Consider the following 18,374-nt stretch of genomic DNA (forward strand, 5'->3'; position numbering starts at 1 on the left):
ATAGTTATTATTAACGTATGAGTGTATTCAGTTCAAAAATTGGCAAGAGAGTAGCGGCCATAATAACGGCAACGAGAGTCCCAATTAAGAGAATCATAAGTGGCTCGATAATAGCCAGAAAAGCATCTATGACGCGCATAGCTTCCATTTGATAAATAATTGCAACCCTATGGATCATATCTGGTAAATTTCCGGCTTTTCGACCAGTTCCCACCATATTGACAAAAAGATCAGGGAAAACCGCAGCATTTTTGAGTGCGGCATCGACATTCATCCCCTGAACAACTCGTTGTGCTACTTCAATGATTTTTTCTTGCACATAAATATTTCCCGACACTGCGGCAGATTGTTCCAAAGCGCGCACAAGAGGAACTCCTCCACTGAGCATAGAAGAAAGCGTATTGCCAAACCGGGCAAGAATGGTTTTAACAAGTAAATTACCGATGATCGGAAGACGGAGCAAGATTTTAGCAACCCAGCGCTGCCAGCTAAGATTTTTCTTGTAAAGAAACACAAAAAGAGTCGTTCCGGCAACGATGACAAAGAAGAGCAATATCCCATACGCGGCCAAGAAATCACTTGCAGCAAGGACAATTTGCGTGATCATCGGCAACGTGGCTTTCGCCCCTTCAAATACTTGAGTAACCATCGGCACTACAGACGTTAACATGAACACGACAACGGCAATTCCAACCATAAACACAGCTGAAGGATAGGCGAGCGCGGAAAGGAGCTTGGCATTTACTTCACGACGACGGTTCATTGTTTCGGCTAATGAGTTGAGTACCGATTCAAGGTTACCTGAGCTTTCCGCAGCACGGATTAACGATACAATGGTGTCGTCAAAAATATGAGGATAGTGCCCAAGCGTATCAGAAAAGGTTGAACCGCCACGAATACCCGACGATATATTGGCAAATACACCAGAAAGCGTTTGATTTGGTTCAGAAGCAGCCAGTGCGTCAAGGGCATCGACTAAAGGCATATTACTCGCAACCAATGAAGCCAACTGTGTAAAGCTCAATGGGAGTGCTTTTTTTAATCCGCGATGGGAACCAAACTGCTTGCGTAATAACGAAGAACCACGCGCTTCTGCAATCGTTTCGAGAAATAATCCGCTCGATTTAAGCTTTCGTATCGCGTGCGTTTCGCTTTCCGCTTCAATACGTCCTTTAGTTGCTTTGCCGTTGGTATCAAATGCGGTATACCGATATAAAGACATGTTTACTCCGATGTAACCCGTAAAATCTCTTTAACCGATGTAATACCCTGAGCCGCTTTTTGCAAACCGTCAACCATTAACGTGACTAACCCATTGGCTACCGCATGTTGCAGCAAAGTTGCTTCGTCATCTGTACGACTCATAATGCTTTTATCTTCGGTACCCGGCACAAACAATTCATAAATGCCTATTCGGCCGCGATACCCTGTCTGCATGCACTCTTCACAGCCAGAAGATTCTTTAAATAGCTCAGGATCTAACCCATAACTCATGACCAACTCGCGCTCTTTGCCAAAAAGCTGTGCTGGAACTTGACAATGCGGACAGAGTCGGCGAACCAGACGTTGTGCTAATGACGCTACGAGGGTTGAAGCAATTAAATATTTTTCGACACCCATATCGGCTAAACGTGTGACAACACCAACTGATGAATTTGTATGCAGTGTTGCCATGACAAGGTGACCGGTAAGCGACGCTTGGATGGCAACGGTTGCCGTTTCCAAGTCGCGGATTTCACCGACCATAATGACATCAGGATCTTGACGCAAGAAAGAGCGCAAACCATTCGCGAATGTAAGGCCAATTTTTGGGTTCACCTGAACCTGTGAAATGCCTTCAATTCGATATTCAACCGGATCTTCAATCGTCAAAATGTTGCGTTCTGGACTTTTTAGTTCACGCAGCGCAGCATACAGAGTGGTGGTTTTTCCTGAACCGGTCGGACCTGTGACGAGAATAATACCATTCGGCTGGAAAATGGCTCGTTGAAAGCGTTCTTTTTGCGAACCAGTAAAACCGACATGCTCAAGTGTCAGATCAGTTCCAGCTCCTTCGAGTAAGCGTAAAACAACACGTTCACCAAATGATGACGGGATGGTTGAAATTCGAAGATCCGTATGGTTATTCCCCATTTTTACACGCATGCGGCCATCTTGTGGTAGGCGGCTTTCCGCAACATTTAGCGCTGCCAAAACCTTTATGCGAGTAATAACTGGTTGGTGCGCTTTTTTGGGAAGCGTTGCCACGTCATGTAAAACACCGTCTATACGAAAGCGCAACTTTGAAAACTTTTCATATGGTTCGATATGAATATCACTTGAACCACGTGATAACGCCCGGGAAATAGCCGAAGCAACCCAATGAATGACTGGAGCATCATCTTGAGACGATTCCAGAAGATTTTCTGCTTCTTCAAAGTCATCAATTTCCTCAATCGCTGAAAGTACGTTTTCCTGCCCGACGCCAGCTTCATTAAGAATACGCGACTCAAAGGTAGAGAGCTTTTCATAGCCGACCACTTGAACATCTACGGCCTCGCGTAAAGCAAACGCTGCAAACTCGCCTTTATGGCGATCTTCTTCTGTTGCCACAAAAATAATAGGTTGCCCTTTTGCATTGCGTCCAGCGCAGATAGCGGTATTTGGAATGTGAAAGTGTGCTTCCTGAGACATTTAGCGCGACTCGTTATTCAGGAACTCAGTCGCAGGGTTGACAATGTTACGTTCTTTATAGATCTCCGGAGTGATTTCAAAAACATCCTGATAAATTTTTTGATAGAAGTCGTCATAGCGATCGAGCATCGTTTTGGTAACAATATCTGAATCATATGCCGTATTAACAATATAGGGCGTAACAAATACGAGAAGATTTTTCTTGTCCGTCGATCCGCTCGTGTTACGAAACGCATATCCGAGCACTGGTAGATCTACGAGGCAGGGGACTTCCTGTTTGACAGTATTTGTATCGTTATCAATCAAGCCGCTGATCACAATTGTGTTAGCATCAGGTACCATAACGTTGGTGTTGGTCGAACGTTTCAGCGTAATTGGTTGCGTTGATGAGGCTGACTGAGCCGCAACTTTGATAATTTCCTGATAAATATTGTGCTTTACCATGCCATCTTGGCTGATTTGTGGTTTTACACGAAGACGAATACCGACATCTTTATATTCATACGTTTGAATAGGATTATTGTTGCTGTCAAATTTTTCACTGGTTACATATGGACGGTTTTCCCCGACAAATATTTCTGCTTCCTGATTATTGATGGTCAATATTTTTGGATTTGAAAGGATGTTAATATAGCTCTTCGTTTTTAAGGCATTCACTAAGGCTGTAATGGTTGGGAAAGTAAACCCCTGATAGGTTATAGAGTTACCAATAAAGCCGAGGCTGAGTCCAGCAGGCACAGAAGGTATTTTGCCAGACATAAGCTCGGTAGCAAAAGCGGATGACGATACGCCAGCCCCTGACATGTTCGAGCTTCCCAGCGCAACATTATTGTTATCCCCACCACCAGCGGTCCATGAAACACCAAAGGCATCAGAGTGCGTAACGCTGGTTTCGATAACAAGGGCTTCAATATAAACTTGCTTTTGCGGTTGATCGAGTTTTTCAATTACTTGGCGGATATTGTCATAATCTGTTTGTTCGCAATTGACTACCACAGCGTTAATGGCAAGGTCGGCAGTGAAATTTACTGGTTTCCCTGCACTCGTAAGTTCTTTGAAAACAGCCGTTAAAACTTTTACCACCTCTTCAGAATTGGCAAATTTTAACGGCGTTACATACACCCCATTCGAACGCTGAATAAATGCTTGATCCATTTGTGCGCTCAACCGCTTTAAGGTGGCAACTTCCTGAGCAGAACCGTATATGTAGAGGCGATTTTCTTCACGCAATGGCATAATAACAGCGTCTTTAATGCCGGCTTTGGGGAAAAGCAATTTCAGGCGTTCTGCCATATCAAAGGATGAATAGTGCTGGGGGGAAAGTGTTTCAAATCGGTTATCATCGGCAAAATTGTCGAGCTTAGCGAGCAACGATTTCACGCGCATGACATTGGTGGTGTTATCCACGATCATCATCATGTTCCGGTTGGGGATAGGGGCAATATAAGCACGTGCCGATACAATTGGCTTGATAAGATTCACCACATCTGCAATCGCGAGGTACGTCGTGCGTAAGAACATTACTTGTGTACCGCTTGCCTCTTCAATAGCGCCAACGGCAGCACCGGCATAGCGCGGGGCTTCTGTATTTGCAGTAAGAATCAGCATATTCCCATCGCGTGCGGCGGCATACCCATATATTTCAAGGATAGTATCGAGGATTTGTAAGACATCTTCACGGCTGGCATCACCAGGAGAGTAGACGGTTATTTTTCCTTTAACATTATCAACATTATAAACAAGGTTTAACCCTGCATAGTCGGCAGCGAATTTAATAAACTCTTTAATGTCAACCTGATTGAAGTTTAACTTTGTATTCGCTGATGCGGTCTGCCATGCAATTCCAAAAACAATCAAAGAAACAACAACACACTTAGCCAAATTTCTTAAAACAAAACACTTCATCGTTTCACCTCTATTACGACCGTCTGTCGTTGTTTTTCGCGCTCTATGTCAATGGAAAAGAAATTCCGTTTGTCGAGTGATTCAAGAATCAAGAAAAGATCGCGTGGCGTTGTCACCTCTACTCCATTCACACGTTTAATAATGTCACCTTTCTGTAGCACAGCCCCAAAGACGGATCTGCGGTCAACCCAATTTACAAAATATCCACCTGCGTTACTCGGGTGTATAGCAACTTTGCTCATCAATAAATTAGGATTGCTGATCATGGCTCGGGCTTCTGCCAGCTCGATCTGAGCGCGTCCACGATTAAAGGTGACTTCCTGGTCTGTTGCAGCGCCTTGTGATACCGATTGCTCGACCTTGCTTTCGAAAGGTTCAAGAATTAAACCGCCAGTAAAATGGACGTTTTCAGGGGTGATAAGGTCAACTGTTTGGCCATCAATCGAGTCGCCGTGTTTGTAATAGCCAACGTGGCCACCCCGTTCAGCAAAGAAAAACGATTCTTTCGGTGGTGCTTGCCAAATAATTCCCAACAAGGTGATTGGAACTTTCGGCGCAACAGGTGTTGCTATGGCAGCTTCCTGAGCAGCAACTTCTTCTGCATTGGGTGTTATTGCAGTTACTAGTGGAGCAGAGGCAAGCGACATTGGGTTGATGCGAAGAAAACCATCTGGCATTAAAAATGGTTGAGTAGACGAAAATGAATGCTGACTTGAGGCGGAAGTGAATTGGGTATTTTGAAGGAAATAAATATTGGTACCTTCGGCGATAACCAAGGAAATTGAATAGGGGATAGCGAGATAAAAAATAAGGATATGAATAAGTTTCTTTGATCGGTTCACACGCGTTTTCCTTTTCTTTCAGTACTCATAGGGAGAAACAATACACAAATACAGTTTTTTTCGCAATTACATTCATGGCCTATGGGCAGCCAGTTTATCTCCTTGGATTCGTTTTTGAAACCATGTATTATTCGTGCGCACAACGACAAGGATGAACGTCCTTGCAGAGAAGTTTTGCAGAAGGAACGCCATGTTAAAAGTAGTGCGAAGTTGGTACGAAGATCATTTTTCAAATCCCCAAGTTGCGATCTTGACCATTTCTCTAGTCATAGGATTTAGTATCGTTATTTTTTTGGGAAATCTGTTAATGCCATTCTTTGCCGCATTAGTGTTAGCGTATCTACTCGACGGTATAATTACTTTCCTGCAGAGATTTAAGGTGCCTCGGAATTTCGGTGTGGTGACCGTATTTATTTTCTTTATGGGTTTTATTGGGTTGTTTGTTTTTACTGTTGTTCCTGTCGCGACACGCCAACTTACACAACTGGCGCGTGAGTTACCTACTATGGTGCTTTCTTTACAAAGCGTCTTACTTAGTCTTCCTGAAAAGTACCCAGAATTTATCAGTCCGCAACAAGTTCGTTCCTTGATCGAAACTACCATTGCTGAATTTGGAAATATTAGCCAACATATTGTATCTTTATCACTTGCATCGGTTACAGGAGCAATTGCTTTCCTTGTTTACCTTGTATTGGTGCCCTTAATGATTTTCTTTATGTTGAAAGATAAAAACAATCTTATCGTTTGGTTTACCCGCTTCTTACCTTACGAAAGATCGCTCTTGAATGGGGTATGGGAAGATGTCAATAGTAAAATTGCCAGCTATATCCGTGGAAAAGCAACAGAAATTTTTATTGTGTGGGTAGTTACATTTGTGACGTTTAAGTTTCTTGGCTTAAACTTCACCATGCTTCTTTCCTTGCTGGTAGGATTTTCCGTGCTTGTGCCATATGTTGGCGCCACGGTAGTAACGTTTCCAATTGCGTTTATCGCATATTTCCAATGGGGGATTGGGGATCAGTTTTTCTACATCATGATTGCTTACGCCATCATTCAGTTCCTTGATGGTAACATCCTCGTTCCATTACTTTTTTCGGAAATGGTCAACATTCATCCTATAGCAATTATTGTGGCCATATTAGTGTTTGGAGGGGTATGGGGATTCTGGGGAATTTTCTTTTCTATTCCCTTGGCAACACTAGTCCAAGCAATTATACGGGCTTGGCCTGATAGGAAAGTGCTTCTGCGGGAGTCTTCTCATATTATTCATAATTGATATCATTATCAATCCTGCGTTATGTCACTATAAGAACCTATTGTCATTTCGAATGCTGTTTGGAAATGTAAAATAATAGTTTTATCTCTATGGATAATGGACTAGAATGGTGGTCAGATTGAGCCGAAAAAAGATTGTAGCGAGGTAGAGTATGAAAAAATTAGCCATTTTGTTTGGTAAGGATGCAGGCGACACCCGTTCCCTTGGGCAAATTCTTCCCTTTGCGCTCTCAATTCTCTGCGGAGTTATTTTTTACCCGCTTTCAGGATATTTCTATCACGACAATTTTTTCCTAGCTCTCGTCTGTTTTGGAATTGCCTGCGCTGGGATGCTTGGCGGGATTATGGTTCTGTGGATATCAAGAGTTGATTACCCAATGGCGTGCCTTAACCAGCAAGTTAGACCAATTGTAGATAATGGTGATTTATGCAAACCATGGGCTCCTGCTCCCTCCTCTTACTGGGCTCTTCCATGGCGTTCACTCGAATTGATGTATGGTAAGTTGCGCGAAGTTATCGGGCAAATCAATGATCATAGTGTTATTACGGCCATTGCTTCAGCCCGTTTATCAAAGAGTGCGGAAGAATCGGTCAGCGCGAACGAAGATACCGCTCAAGAAAGTCTCGCGGTTGCCCGCGCTGCAGAAGAGTTAAGTCAGACAGTACAGGATATCACTCGTAGTATAGCCAATCTTCAGCGCAATACCGAAGAAGCTGATAATTATTCAAAAAATGCTGTTGGTCATTCGAAAACAGTGGTAGGTGCAATGGCTGGAATTGCGAAGTCGGTCGATGAATCGGTGAAAACTCTTAACGAACTGAGTCAATCTGCTGCGAAGATTGGCGATGTTATCGTCACTATCAATGAAATTGCAGAGCAAACCAACTTACTGGCGCTCAATGCTGCTATTGAAGCCGCACGTGCAGGAGAACATGGACGTGGATTTGCTGTCGTTGCCGATGAAGTTCGCAAACTAGCCGAAAAAACCACGCAAGCAACATCAGGTATCTCTGAAAATCTCCGACTTATCCGTGAAGGATCGCTTCAGGCTGCAAAATCGACAGCAAACTCGCAACATGCCGTGGTAAGCTCACAAGAGTCGGTGAACGAAATCAATTCAATTATCCAGAATATGGGCAATTTAAATAGTTCGATTTCAGAAAGTACCCTCTCAATATCTTCTGCGGTAGAAGAGCAGTCTGCTACCGTGCGGGATATTTACAAGAGACTCGATGTTATCTCGCATAAATCGGAATCGCTGCGCGATTTAAGTATGGATTTTGCTGAACAAACAAGAATGTTAACCATTTCCAATGAAGAACTTTTAGCAATGACCTCAAGCTTTGACACCCCAGATTTCTCCAGTGGAGTCAGGAGAAAAGTGCGTGAAGTATCACATGATGCGACCGCTTTAATGGAGGAGTATCTCAATTCAGGCAAGCTATCACAAAGCCAATTGTTTTCGACAGAATACCGCAAAATGCCCAATGTTAATCCCGCAAAACATATCGCCCCTTTCACGGAACTTTTAGAGCAGGGGTTTGCGTCTATCCAGCGCGAATTATTTGATGAGGCAACCATGGCATACTTGATTATCATCAACCGTGATGGCCTCAATATTGTGCACAATGACAAGTACAATAAGCCGCTGACTGGTAATCCAGATGTTGATATCGTGAATAACCGCTCACGGAGAATTTTCTTCACGACCGATATGGAAAAGCAAAGTGCACGGAACGATAAAGGGATTTTACAACAAACCTATATTCGAGATACCGGCGAAGTGTTAACGGACGTTTCGTTCCCGATTTTCGTGAACGGAAAACATTGGGGGGTCGCACGTGGAGGTTTTGGCGTTAACGCGCTGAAGCAAATGCGCCCTGATCTCGATCAGAAATTACTCGATAAATTGGGCGGCACCACCGGCCGTACAAAGCCTAAAGGATTACAGCTCATTTCTAAATAAATTTGATTACGGGTAGCTTTTTGCTACCCGTTTCTTTAGCTTTTATGATATTTGTAATGAAATAGATTATTTCATTACAAATATGGAGTAACCATGTCGCACGTCACGATCGTAAAAAATTTCACCAATTATTTACGTTTTGAAAAAGGGTGCTCGTCACCAACAATCGAAAAATACCAGTTCGAATTGCGGAAGTACTTCACGTATCTGGATTCAGAAAAACTGGCATATAGTTCCGTTTCACATATTGATTTAAGATCGTATATGTACGCTCGAGCAGGGAACTTAAAAAAGCCGACTTATGCGACTATTTTGGCAATTTTGAAATCATTCTATTCTTTTTTGCATACAGAACAAATAATGGAGAAAAACCCGACCGAAAAGTTATTATTTCCCAAGCAGTCAAGAAGAGATCACTTGCCACACTGTCTTGATGTATCGGAACAAAGTACCTTGCGCGAAATGCTGGTGCAGACCAAAAGAAACTTCACCAATGACCGGAATCGAGCGATAATCGCCATGTTCATATATACAGGGATACGAACGTCTGAGCTTTGTACGTTGACGAGAATGCACTATTCGCAAACAACTTCTTCCATTACGATTACTCGTAAAGGAGGCAAGCAACAGGTAATTCCGCTGCCCAAAACCCTTGTTACAATACTTGAGCAGTTTTGGCTGCCCTGGATGGCAAAAATATCATCAGAATGGTTTTTTTCGCAAAAAGGTGGCAAGCCGATGAACCCTCGTATTATTTGGCATCTCGTTTCAAAAGAACTGAAAGCGCTACAATGCAATGAACAACGCAAGTGCGGGGCGCACGTATTGCGCCATACGTTCGCAACAAATCTTGTTCGAAAAAGAGCGCAATTGATTGAAATTCAGCACCTACTTGGACATTCAGATGTAAAGATGACACAAATCTATACGCATGTTTCTCCGGAATCTTTGCGTGATACAATTCAATTGCTTGACGAATAGGAGTACTATGATGACTCACTCAGACCATGCACCATTGGTTGATATGGCAATAACCTACGGATTACTCAAGTATGATACGCACGACCAACTTTCCCACATGCCAATCGTGCTTGATCCATATTTAGTTTCTCAATTGAACATAGATACAATGAAAAACAGCTCGCAAATTTACGCCGATTTGCTTATGACATTGCCTCAGGCATTCCTTGAGAAATATCTTGAGCCACTTTTACTGAACGATCCTTTCATTAATGTGCTGTTGCGTATCTTGCGCAGCTCCCCCGAGAATGCACAGCCTTATCGACAAGCAATTGGGAGAAATGATTTTTTTATTGCATCATCTGGCACTCCGAAGCAGGTAGAATTCAATACGGTCTCGGTAAGCTTTCCCATGATGTCTGAATGCATGGTAAATTTTCATACATTTCTCGAGTCAACGAAAGCGATATCGCGTCTTCCTCTTGAAAATCCTATTGCAAAAGAAATTACACAGTGCTTTCTCGATATGTTTCAGTATTATGCTTTTCCGAATAGCGTCTTGCTTATGGTTGTTCAGCCCAATGAGAGAAATATTTTTGATCAGCTTGCTATCGAAAAATTACTTTTTAGGCAAGCGGGAATACGTGCGGTGCGGGCGACCCTTGAAGATATCGGCAGGTATGGCATTCTTCGTCATGGACATATGTATTATAATAACTTCCATGTAGGCGTAGCATATTTTCGTGCTGGATATGCGCCGGAAGATTATCAGAGTGAAGAGGCTATTCAGGGGAGAATTCTTCTAGAGAATTCTGATGCTATTAAAATTCCTGACATGCAATATCAACTCGCTGGCATGAAAGTGATTCAGGCCGTATTGACCGACGAGTCCATATTGCAATCACACTTGAGCTGTAATCAAAGTCGAGAATATCTTGCCGCCACTTCAGTGTACACTCGCCCCCTTGACAACAAGGATGCCTATGAAAAAGTTTTTCGGCACCCTGATAATTTTGTTGTAAAACCACAGCGTGAAGGTGGGGGAAATAATTTTTTTGGTACTGCTATTTCGTCTTTACTGAATGATCCATCAATAGATTTTTCAACGTACGTGGCAATGGAGCGAATACATCCTGAGTTGCATAATGCACAATTAGTTATAAACAATAAAGTACAGCCTCCCGTGCCTTGCGCCAGTGAAATTGGTTGGTATACACTGACGCATGCCATGCATGGAGCAATCAACACAGATATCGCTGGTTACTTAGTTCGCACAAAACCAGCAACAGAAAATGAGGGTGGCGTTTGTGCAGGATATGCAGCACTGAACTCATTGACGTTGAAATAAAAAAANTTTTTTAATCTACTTGATTTCGAAGAAAAGTTGGAATGTCGTAATAATCGTGTTCTTCCGAACCGCCAAGCATTCTATGGATATTTTTAATATCGGTGCTTTGATTTTTACGAATCTCTTTAATGGAGATAAATTCTGAACTCATTTTTGGTTTATGATCACGGTTTGCATCACCATTTTCGTGAGAGCGAGCCGATGCTGTTGTGCGTAGAGGGGTGACATCATCAATAATCATTGTGTCATTAGAGCTTGCGAATGGTTGTCTGTTGTTTTGCCCTTCATCATCGGAAAAAAGTGACCGCGAGAAGTCATCTGTAACTGATTTTTTAGCAGCATGTTGCGGCATTTCAGTAGAAGTATTTTGTGCTTTTGGCATCACATCATCCTGACTGGTCGGTGGCATCTGCGCTGGAGCAGTTGCTACAGCTGCAGGCGCCTCTGGAGCAATGCGCGTAACGCGAGGAGTACTTGGCGCTGGCGTAGAGGCAGCAACCTCAGGCTCTTTCGCATGGTTTTTCACGTATCCAGGGATGCCACTTTCAGGTGGGAGTTCGAAACCAGTAGCGACAACTGTTACTTTAATGCGATCCTGTAAGTCGGGATTGAAGACATTGCCGTATATCACATCTGCATCTCCGGCCGCTTCAGTTACTAACTTTGTAACAGCTTGCAGTTCAACCATCGTGATGTCCATACTGCTCGTAATGTTTAAGAGGACTTTTTTCGCGCCAGCAATCTTAATATCATTCAAGAGAGGACTAGAAATAGCTTTACGGGCAGCTTCGACCGCTCTATTGTCCCCTTCGGCTTCGCCAGTTCCCATAAGGGCAAGGCCAGAGTTGGCCATAACCGTGCGAACGTCAGCAAAGTCGATATTAACTTGTCCAACCACGTTAATCGAGTCTGAAATCCCCTGTACGGCTTGCTTGAGCACATCGTCAGCCATGAGATAGGCTTCAGTGACTTTCATATTCTTATCGCATACTTCAAACAAGCGTTGATTCGGTATGGCAATAATACTGTCAGCCCATTCAGATATTTCCATATACCCTTTTTGCGCGACTTGCAGGCGACGACGGCCTTCAAACGAAAAAGGCATAGTTGCCACAGCAATGGTCAAAGCCCCAAGTTCTTTTGCAATTTTAGCAATAACTGGCGCTGCGCCAGTTCCGGTTCCGCCACCCAAACCAAGGGTTACAAAAACCATGTCGGCACCAGCAAGCGCTTCGCGAATGCGCTCCATATCCTCTTCTGCTGCTTTTTTACCAACTTCAGGATTTGCGCCGGCGCCAAGTCCACGAGTGAGTTTTGACCCAATTTGCAGTTTGACGGGCGCTTTTGCAATTCCAAGCGCCCTTTGATCGGTATTGGCAACAACGAACTCTACTCCTTCGAGTCGAGCATCAATCATGTTGTTCACCGCATTACCGCCAGCTCCACCAACACCAATAACTTTTATACGAGCCCCTGGCGAGCTGAACTCTTCTTCATCAGGTAAAATTAACGTCATGGTTTCCCCCGAGAGTATACGTTACTAGAAAAACTCACCAAATAGCTTCTTTAACTTCCCCGTAACACTTTGGCCAGGTCGCGAAGGCTCTTCTCTTTTGGAAGTATTTTCCGCATAAAAAGAAGAATTTTCCGACCATGCGTAGAGCACCAGTCCAACCGCAGTAGCATATTCAAGATCACTTACTACGTCAACAAGGCCACCAAAGTTAGTTGGTGAGCCGATACGGACTTCAGTGCCAAACACTTTTGACGCCGCTTTCTGACTACCTTCCATTTTGCAAGCGCCACCCGTTATTACAATACCACTGGCAATCAAATCCTCAAAACCCGCGTTTTGAATCTCTTTATTGACAGCGCTAAAAATTTCATTCGCACGAGGTCCGATTATCTGGCTCAATACATACTTCGAAAGCCTTCGCGGATCTCTTCCTCCAACACCGGGCACTTCGACAATTTCGCTTGAAAGCTCGTCACAAGTATACGCACTTCCGTGTTTAATCTTTATATTTTCAGCATCTTTTTGCGGGGTTCGAAGAGCGATCGTGATATCATTTGTTATGTTGATCCCGCCAAAGGGAATATTACACGTATGCCAAATGCTCCCTTCAACAAAAATTGCCATATCTGTCGTGCCGCCACCAATATCTATGACCGCTACGCCAAGATCCTTTTCGTCAGAAGAGAGTACGGAGTGAGAGGTAGCCAATTGACTGAGCACAATTCCAGAGATATTTAAGCCTGCTCGGTTGCAACTTTTTACGAGGTTTTCGACAGAACTACGTGATGCCGTAACGATATGAACTTCAACCTCAAGGCGGACACCACTCATCCCCATTGGTTTTTTAATTGAGTCTTGTCCATCAACGATATATTCCTGTGGAAGCACATGGAGGATCTGACGGTCAAGCGGTATATCAACGGCCTTAGCTGATTCGATGACGCGAACGACATCTTCTTCACGCACTTCACGATTCTTAATGGCAATAACACCACGTGAATTTGTCCCTTTAATATGCGAACCGCCAATGCTTACAAAAACATCACGAACCGTCACACCAGCCATAAGTTCAGCTTCGTTAACGGCTTTACGGATAGCCTCTACGGTTAGGTCAATGTTGACTACGACACCTTTGCGAATCCCTTTTGATTCAGCTCTTCCAGTGCCAATTACATTGATGGAATTGTCGGAGCGAACCTGTGCGATTACAACACATACTTTGGTGGTGCCAATGTCAAGTCCAACGATAATGTTTGTGTTTTCAGCGATTTCTCTTGGCATCATCCACCACACCTTCTTGAATATAAACGACACCGTTTTCTAAATAAACTCTATAGCGCTGATAGGGAGTAAGAACGTTATTTGCCAAATGTTTCAATGTGCGAACCTTATCGGGGAATTTTTGATCACCAAGATAAACCCTCTGCCAATCATTAGCAAGAACAATGCCGCTTTTATCTATAAGCAGATTGTAAATACTGAGAAGTTGCTCATTAAGGTGTTGTGCAATGGAATAGAGCAACGGGGTCTGCGTAACAATATCGCGGAATGACAACTGCTGGTACGTTGAGTGAATAACAGGAAGCTGTATGTTGTCATATTGCAGCTTTTGTTCAAGTCGGTTGTTGAGCAATTCCATTACGTACCCATCAGAGGATACATAATACACGTCACCGTGATCATTGCGCAACTTGTACCCCGGTCTAAATTCCGTTAAAACCACCCGCAGCACTCCAGTGTACTTACGGTAGATGGCTACACTCTTAACCCACGGAATTTGCGATACCTCTTGAGCAACAGTATTGATATCGAGCGAAAGGATATCTTGTCCGGCATATTTTGTAAATAGCGAAGCAATAGTTTCTTCGTCAACAAAATGGTTGTTTTTTAACTCAACCGCGCGGAGATCAAAAATGGCACTTTGGTAGTAAAACCAATAAAAACCAAACCCAAAGACACCAAAAAAGAATGTTGCAATAATTCCAGTAATAATTTGACGCTTAACATCCACGTTTATTCAATGTTTCCAGTATGTTACGGTGTACAAGTTCGGCGTAGCTTATTCCTGCCAACCCTGCAGCTTTCGGAATTAAGCTTGTTGCGGTCATACCCGGATTTGTATTGATCTCCAGAAAATAGGCAACTTCATCGACGATAATAAAATCGACGCGAAAACACCCCTGAAGATCGAGTGCGCGGCGCAGTTTCTGAGATTGACCCTGAATACTGCAACATAATTCTGAGGAAATCTGCGCGGGAACATCGTATTGCGTTTTTCCTTGTGAATATTTCGCTTCATAATTATAAAACCGCTCATGCGGAACAATGCCAACAGGAGGCAAGGCGGTTCTCCCAATAAAGCCCACCGTCACCTCATATCCTTTAACATATGCTTCTACAAGTACTTTCCTGTCAAGTTCAAAGCAAATATCCATTGCGCGCTGAAACTGTGCGTCATTTTCAACTATTTCAACACCGATACTCGAACCCTGACACGCCGCTTTTACAACGACTGGATATCCCAGCGGTGACGTGTTCGGCAGAGCATGACAATCCCTTTGTTCTTGGTAATATACAAAATAATTGGGCGTTGACATGCCACAGCCGATCGCAACTTTTTTTGAAATATCCTTGTCCATCGACACGCCACTCCCCATCACACCAGTGCCAGTGTAGGGGATGCCCAGCATATCGAAATACCCTTGAATAACGCCGTTTTCACCAATTGAACCGTGCAGAGTGTTATAAGCAATATCAATGGATTCTAACTTACTGGAAAAAAACGGGTCTGACGGATCAAGCTCAATGACTCGGTAGTTATACTCGCGTAGCGCCTGGGCAATACCCGCACCGCTTCGCAATGAAACCTCACGCTCATGAGAATTACCACCCATCAGCAGCCCAACCGTCACTTCCGAAGGAACTGACATTACTTAACCTCCGTGCATTGAATACGCAAAAAATACATCTTACACTAAATTCTCTTGTAGGAAACTTTCCAAGCGATCCATCGCATCGTGAATCATGTCAACTTGCGGTAAGAAGACCACGCGGAAGTGACGTTCACTCAGATAGTTAAAGCCGCGTCCCATAACAAGGAGAACTTTTTTGTCGCTCAGGAAACGATAGCAGAAGTCTTCATCGTTTTTAAAGCGGAAACGACGCAAATCAATCGACGGGAAAATATAGAGCGCCCCCTCAGGTTTTGTGACGCTCACCCCTTCGATAGCACTCAATCTTTCATAGGTTGCGTTCCGCTGGTTGTGCAGTCTGCCGCCTTCAGCAGTTAATTCGAAAATAGATTGAACCCCACCAAGAGCTGTCTGAATTCCCCACTGACCAGGAACATTGGAGCACAGACGCATACTCGCCAGCAAGGTAAGCCCATCAACATAGTCTGTGGCTTCTTTTACTGGCCCGCTTAAATACATCCACCCAACGCGGAAACCTGCAGCACGGTATACTTTACTTAACCCGCCGAAAGTCACAGTTAACACATCAGTAGAAAGCGCCGCTGCTGGATGATGCGCCGCGCCGTCATAGGTGATTTTGTTGTAAATTTCGTCCGCAAAGAGGACTAACTTATGCTGGCGACATAAGTCAACGATCTCTAGTAGATCTTCACGCCCGTACACAGCACCAGTAGGATTATTCGGGTTGATGATGACAATCGCACGTGTGCGCGGGGTGATTTTCGCCTCTATGTCGGCTACATTCGGGCTCCAGTTGCGCTCTTCATCGCAAAGGTAATGCACCGCTTTGCCACCTGAAAGGCGCACTGCCGCCGTCCAAAGCGGATAGTCTGGAGACGGAAGGAGCACTTCATCGCCAGGATTGAGCAGTGCTTCCATAGACATCATAATCAATTCACTAACACCGTTTCCAATGAACACATTGTCAATATGCACATCGCGCACCCCTTGAAGCTGGGTGTCATTGACGATAGCTTCACGAGCAGGAAAAATACCCTTCGACTGGCAATAGCCCTCTGCTGACAGCAAGTTACGCACTATCGCCTGATTGATTGTTTCTGGAACACGAAAACCGAACTGCGCCGGATTGCCGATATTGAGTTCGATAATATTGTGACCCGCCTGAATCAGCTCCGCTGATTTTTGCGCAATCTTGCCGCGAATTTCATAATTAACATCACAAAGGTGCTGAGATTTAAGATATGCCATGTGGCGCCCCCTTAAAAAAATGCCATACAGTATAGAGAAACGTAACCCATGTCAAATGCAGTTTTAAACTGACAAAAGAAATAGCACCATTTTTTCGATTCTTTTGTAATACCGCTTTTTATGCTAGAAATATTCGCCATGAACATACTGATTGCTGCTCAGAATCTACAAAAAAATTACCACACCTTTCAAGCACTTCGTGGCTTGAGCTTTTGTGTAACATCCGGAGAATGCGTAGGAATCATCGGCCCCAATGGCGCCGGTAAAACAACGCTTATGCGAATACTTTCCTGCTATTTCCCCGCGACCAGTGGCACGGTAGAAATCTTTGGCCTGAACGTGAACCAAGCCGCGCGCGAAATTAAATCGCGCATGGGAATTGTCCCGCAAGAAGACAATCTTGACCTTGATTTAACCGTGCTAGAAAATCTCGTTGTGTATGCGAACTACTTTGGAATCAGCACGTTAGAATCAACTACGCGCGCCATTCAACTGCTGCAAGAAGTTGAACTGCACGAGAAAAGGAACGCTCCCATTCGCGCCCTTTCTGGTGGCATGAAGCGGCGACTCACCATTATTCGTGGGCTGATCAATCGCCCCGAACTGGTAATACTCGATGAACCAACCACCGGGCTTGACCCATATTCCCGCCGCCTCGTCTGGCAAAAACTTGATACCCTGCGCCAGCAAGGAACAACACTACTGCTGACCACCCATTATATGGAAGAGGCGGAAAGACTCTGCGACCGCGTAGCACTGATTGATAATGGCGAACTCATCGCGCTGGACACTCCCGCGAATTTAATCCAGCACCACCAGTGTCAGACACTGGAAGAAGTCTATTTGACACTTACCGGGAGGCCGCTTGTACGCTGATATCATTGGCATGATCAGAGTTTGGCGGCGACACTTCAAGGTCTACCGCAAACGATATTTTTCGAGCGTCACGCTTAATTTCGTCGAACCCATACTCTATCTGCTGGCCATGGGGCTTGGCCTTGGTGGATATATCCGCGAAATCGATGGGCTCCCTTATACTCACTTTCTCGCACCCGGCATTATCCTTTCATCGGCAGCATTTGCCGCAACCTTCGAGTGCACGTATGGATCGTATGTCAGAATGACATTCCAAAAGAACTTTGACGCACTCCTTTCGACCCCCATCACTATTCGTGGCGTTGTCGGTGGCGAAATCCTGTGGGGTGCCACTAAAAGTCTGATCTACGGAACGATAATTGCCATTGTCGTTACCCTCGCAGGGCTTATCAGCTCGCCATGGCTTATGGCACTCGCCCCAGTCATTTTTCTCGCGGGAGTCATCTTTGCGTCACTTGCCCTGATTGTCACCGCGGTGATACCTGGCATCGACCAATTCAATTATTATTTCACCCTTGTGATGACCCCTATGTATCTTTTTTCAGGCATCTTTTTCCCGCTTCACGCCATGCCCGATGTTGTGCAGATGGTGGCATACTTTACCCCGCTCTATCACGCCGTCGCTATCTCACGCGCCCTTGCCAGCGGAGCGCTTGAACTGGCCGTTGCGGGACACCTGTTCGCTATGCTTGTCATGGTAAGCATCACCGTGCCGCTGGCCTACACTCTTATTCGTCGTCGTTTGATTGGAAGTGTATAAGGTAGCTAATCCCCCCAGGAAATAGTATTCAAGTGGAGTAGAATTTTCTATCATACTTGGTAATGAAATTT

Annotated in this window: 14 protein-coding genes and 1 pseudogene; 6 read left to right on the top strand and 9 right to left on the bottom strand. The window is 44.3% G+C overall.

Annotation, left to right across the window (positions count from 1 at the left end):
- Positions 1–10 precede the first annotated feature (10 nt).
- From P304_RS0106965 to P304_RS0106980, 4 genes are read right to left on the bottom strand one after another with little or no spacing between them, the layout of a single operon-like run.
- The gene (locus tag P304_RS0106965; RefSeq protein ID WP_027389954.1) at positions 11–1,222 is read right to left on the bottom strand and encodes a type II secretion system F family protein; all 1,212 of its coding nucleotides are present in this window, start codon (positions 1,220–1,222) and stop codon (positions 11–13) included.
- A 2-nt stretch (positions 1,223–1,224) separates the two neighbouring features.
- Positions 1,225–2,673 carry a GspE/PulE family protein gene (locus P304_RS14515; protein ID WP_051321496.1) on the bottom strand — a complete coding sequence of 483 codons (1,449 nt, stop codon included), beginning with the start codon at positions 2,671–2,673 and terminating at the stop codon, positions 1,225–1,227.
- The gene (locus tag P304_RS0106975) at positions 2,674–4,578 is read right to left on the bottom strand and encodes a secretin N-terminal domain-containing protein (protein WP_027389955.1); all 1,905 of its coding nucleotides are present in this window, start codon (positions 4,576–4,578) and stop codon (positions 2,674–2,676) included.
- Complete coding sequence (locus P304_RS0106980; RefSeq protein WP_027389956.1) at positions 4,575–5,420, bottom strand: hypothetical protein; 846 nt, start codon at positions 5,418–5,420, stop codon at positions 4,575–4,577. Before P304_RS0106980 ends, P304_RS0106975 begins: the two co-directional genes overlap by 4 nt.
- A 190-nt stretch (positions 5,421–5,610) precedes the next feature.
- Between P304_RS0106980 and P304_RS0106985 the strand changes: the two genes are divergently transcribed.
- The 4 genes from P304_RS0106985 (at position 5,611) to P304_RS0107000 (ending at position 10,970) form a co-directional block, all read left to right on the top strand.
- Positions 5,611–6,696 (top strand): AI-2E family transporter, encoded by a 1,086-nt coding sequence (locus P304_RS0106985; RefSeq protein WP_027389957.1) that lies wholly within the window; start codon positions 5,611–5,613, stop codon positions 6,694–6,696.
- Positions 6,697–6,847: 151 nt separating this feature from the next.
- Positions 6,848–8,662 carry a methyl-accepting chemotaxis protein gene (locus P304_RS0106990; protein ID WP_027389958.1) on the top strand — a complete coding sequence of 605 codons (1,815 nt, stop codon included), beginning with the start codon at positions 6,848–6,850 and terminating at the stop codon, positions 8,660–8,662.
- 93 nt (positions 8,663–8,755) lie between these two features.
- Entirely contained in the window at positions 8,756–9,643 is an 888-nt protein-coding gene (locus tag P304_RS0106995; RefSeq protein WP_027389959.1) for a tyrosine-type recombinase/integrase, read from the top strand.
- A 10-nt stretch (positions 9,644–9,653) separates the two neighbouring features.
- The gene (locus tag P304_RS0107000; protein ID WP_027389960.1) at positions 9,654–10,970 is read left to right on the top strand and encodes a hypothetical protein; all 1,317 of its coding nucleotides are present in this window, start codon (positions 9,654–9,656) and stop codon (positions 10,968–10,970) included.
- A gap of 412 nt (positions 10,971–11,382) precedes the next feature.
- Here P304_RS0107000 and ftsZ read toward each other — a convergent pair.
- The 5 genes and pseudogenes from ftsZ to P304_RS0107025 form a co-directional block, all read right to left on the bottom strand.
- Positions 11,383–12,486: pseudogene (ftsZ, locus tag P304_RS0107005) on the bottom strand (cell division protein FtsZ); the annotation flags it as partial.
- A gap of 24 nt (positions 12,487–12,510) precedes the next feature.
- The gene (ftsA, locus tag P304_RS0107010; RefSeq protein ID WP_027389962.1) at positions 12,511–13,767 is read right to left on the bottom strand and encodes a cell division protein FtsA; all 1,257 of its coding nucleotides are present in this window, start codon (positions 13,765–13,767) and stop codon (positions 12,511–12,513) included.
- Positions 13,748–14,497: a cell division protein FtsQ/DivIB gene (locus P304_RS0107015; protein WP_027389963.1), complete on the bottom strand. Its 750-nt coding sequence runs from the start codon at positions 14,495–14,497 to the stop codon at positions 13,748–13,750. Before P304_RS0107015 ends, ftsA begins: the two co-directional genes overlap by 20 nt.
- Complete coding sequence (locus P304_RS0107020) at positions 14,487–15,416, bottom strand: D-alanine--D-alanine ligase family protein (RefSeq protein WP_034764487.1); 930 nt, start codon at positions 15,414–15,416, stop codon at positions 14,487–14,489. The genes P304_RS0107015 and P304_RS0107020 overlap by 11 nt, the downstream gene beginning before the upstream one ends.
- Before the next feature lie 39 nt (positions 15,417–15,455).
- Entirely contained in the window at positions 15,456–16,667 is a 1,212-nt protein-coding gene (locus P304_RS0107025) for a pyridoxal phosphate-dependent aminotransferase (RefSeq protein WP_027389965.1), read from the bottom strand.
- 138 nt (positions 16,668–16,805) lie between these two features.
- Here P304_RS0107025 and P304_RS14520 point away from each other — a divergent pair, with 138 nt between their 5' ends.
- Positions 16,806–17,543, top strand: a complete 738-nt coding sequence (locus tag P304_RS14520; protein WP_034764490.1) for an ABC transporter ATP-binding protein — start codon at positions 16,806–16,808, stop codon at positions 17,541–17,543.
- Positions 17,533–18,303 (top strand): ABC transporter permease, encoded by a 771-nt coding sequence (locus tag P304_RS0107035; protein WP_034764492.1) that lies wholly within the window; start codon positions 17,533–17,535, stop codon positions 18,301–18,303. Before P304_RS14520 ends, P304_RS0107035 begins: the two co-directional genes overlap by 11 nt.
- Positions 18,304–18,374 lie beyond the last annotated feature (71 nt).

The sequence above is a fragment of the Chrysiogenes arsenatis DSM 11915 genome (assembly GCF_000469585.1).
Lineage (GTDB): Bacteria > Chrysiogenota > Chrysiogenetes > Chrysiogenales > Chrysiogenaceae > Chrysiogenes > Chrysiogenes arsenatis.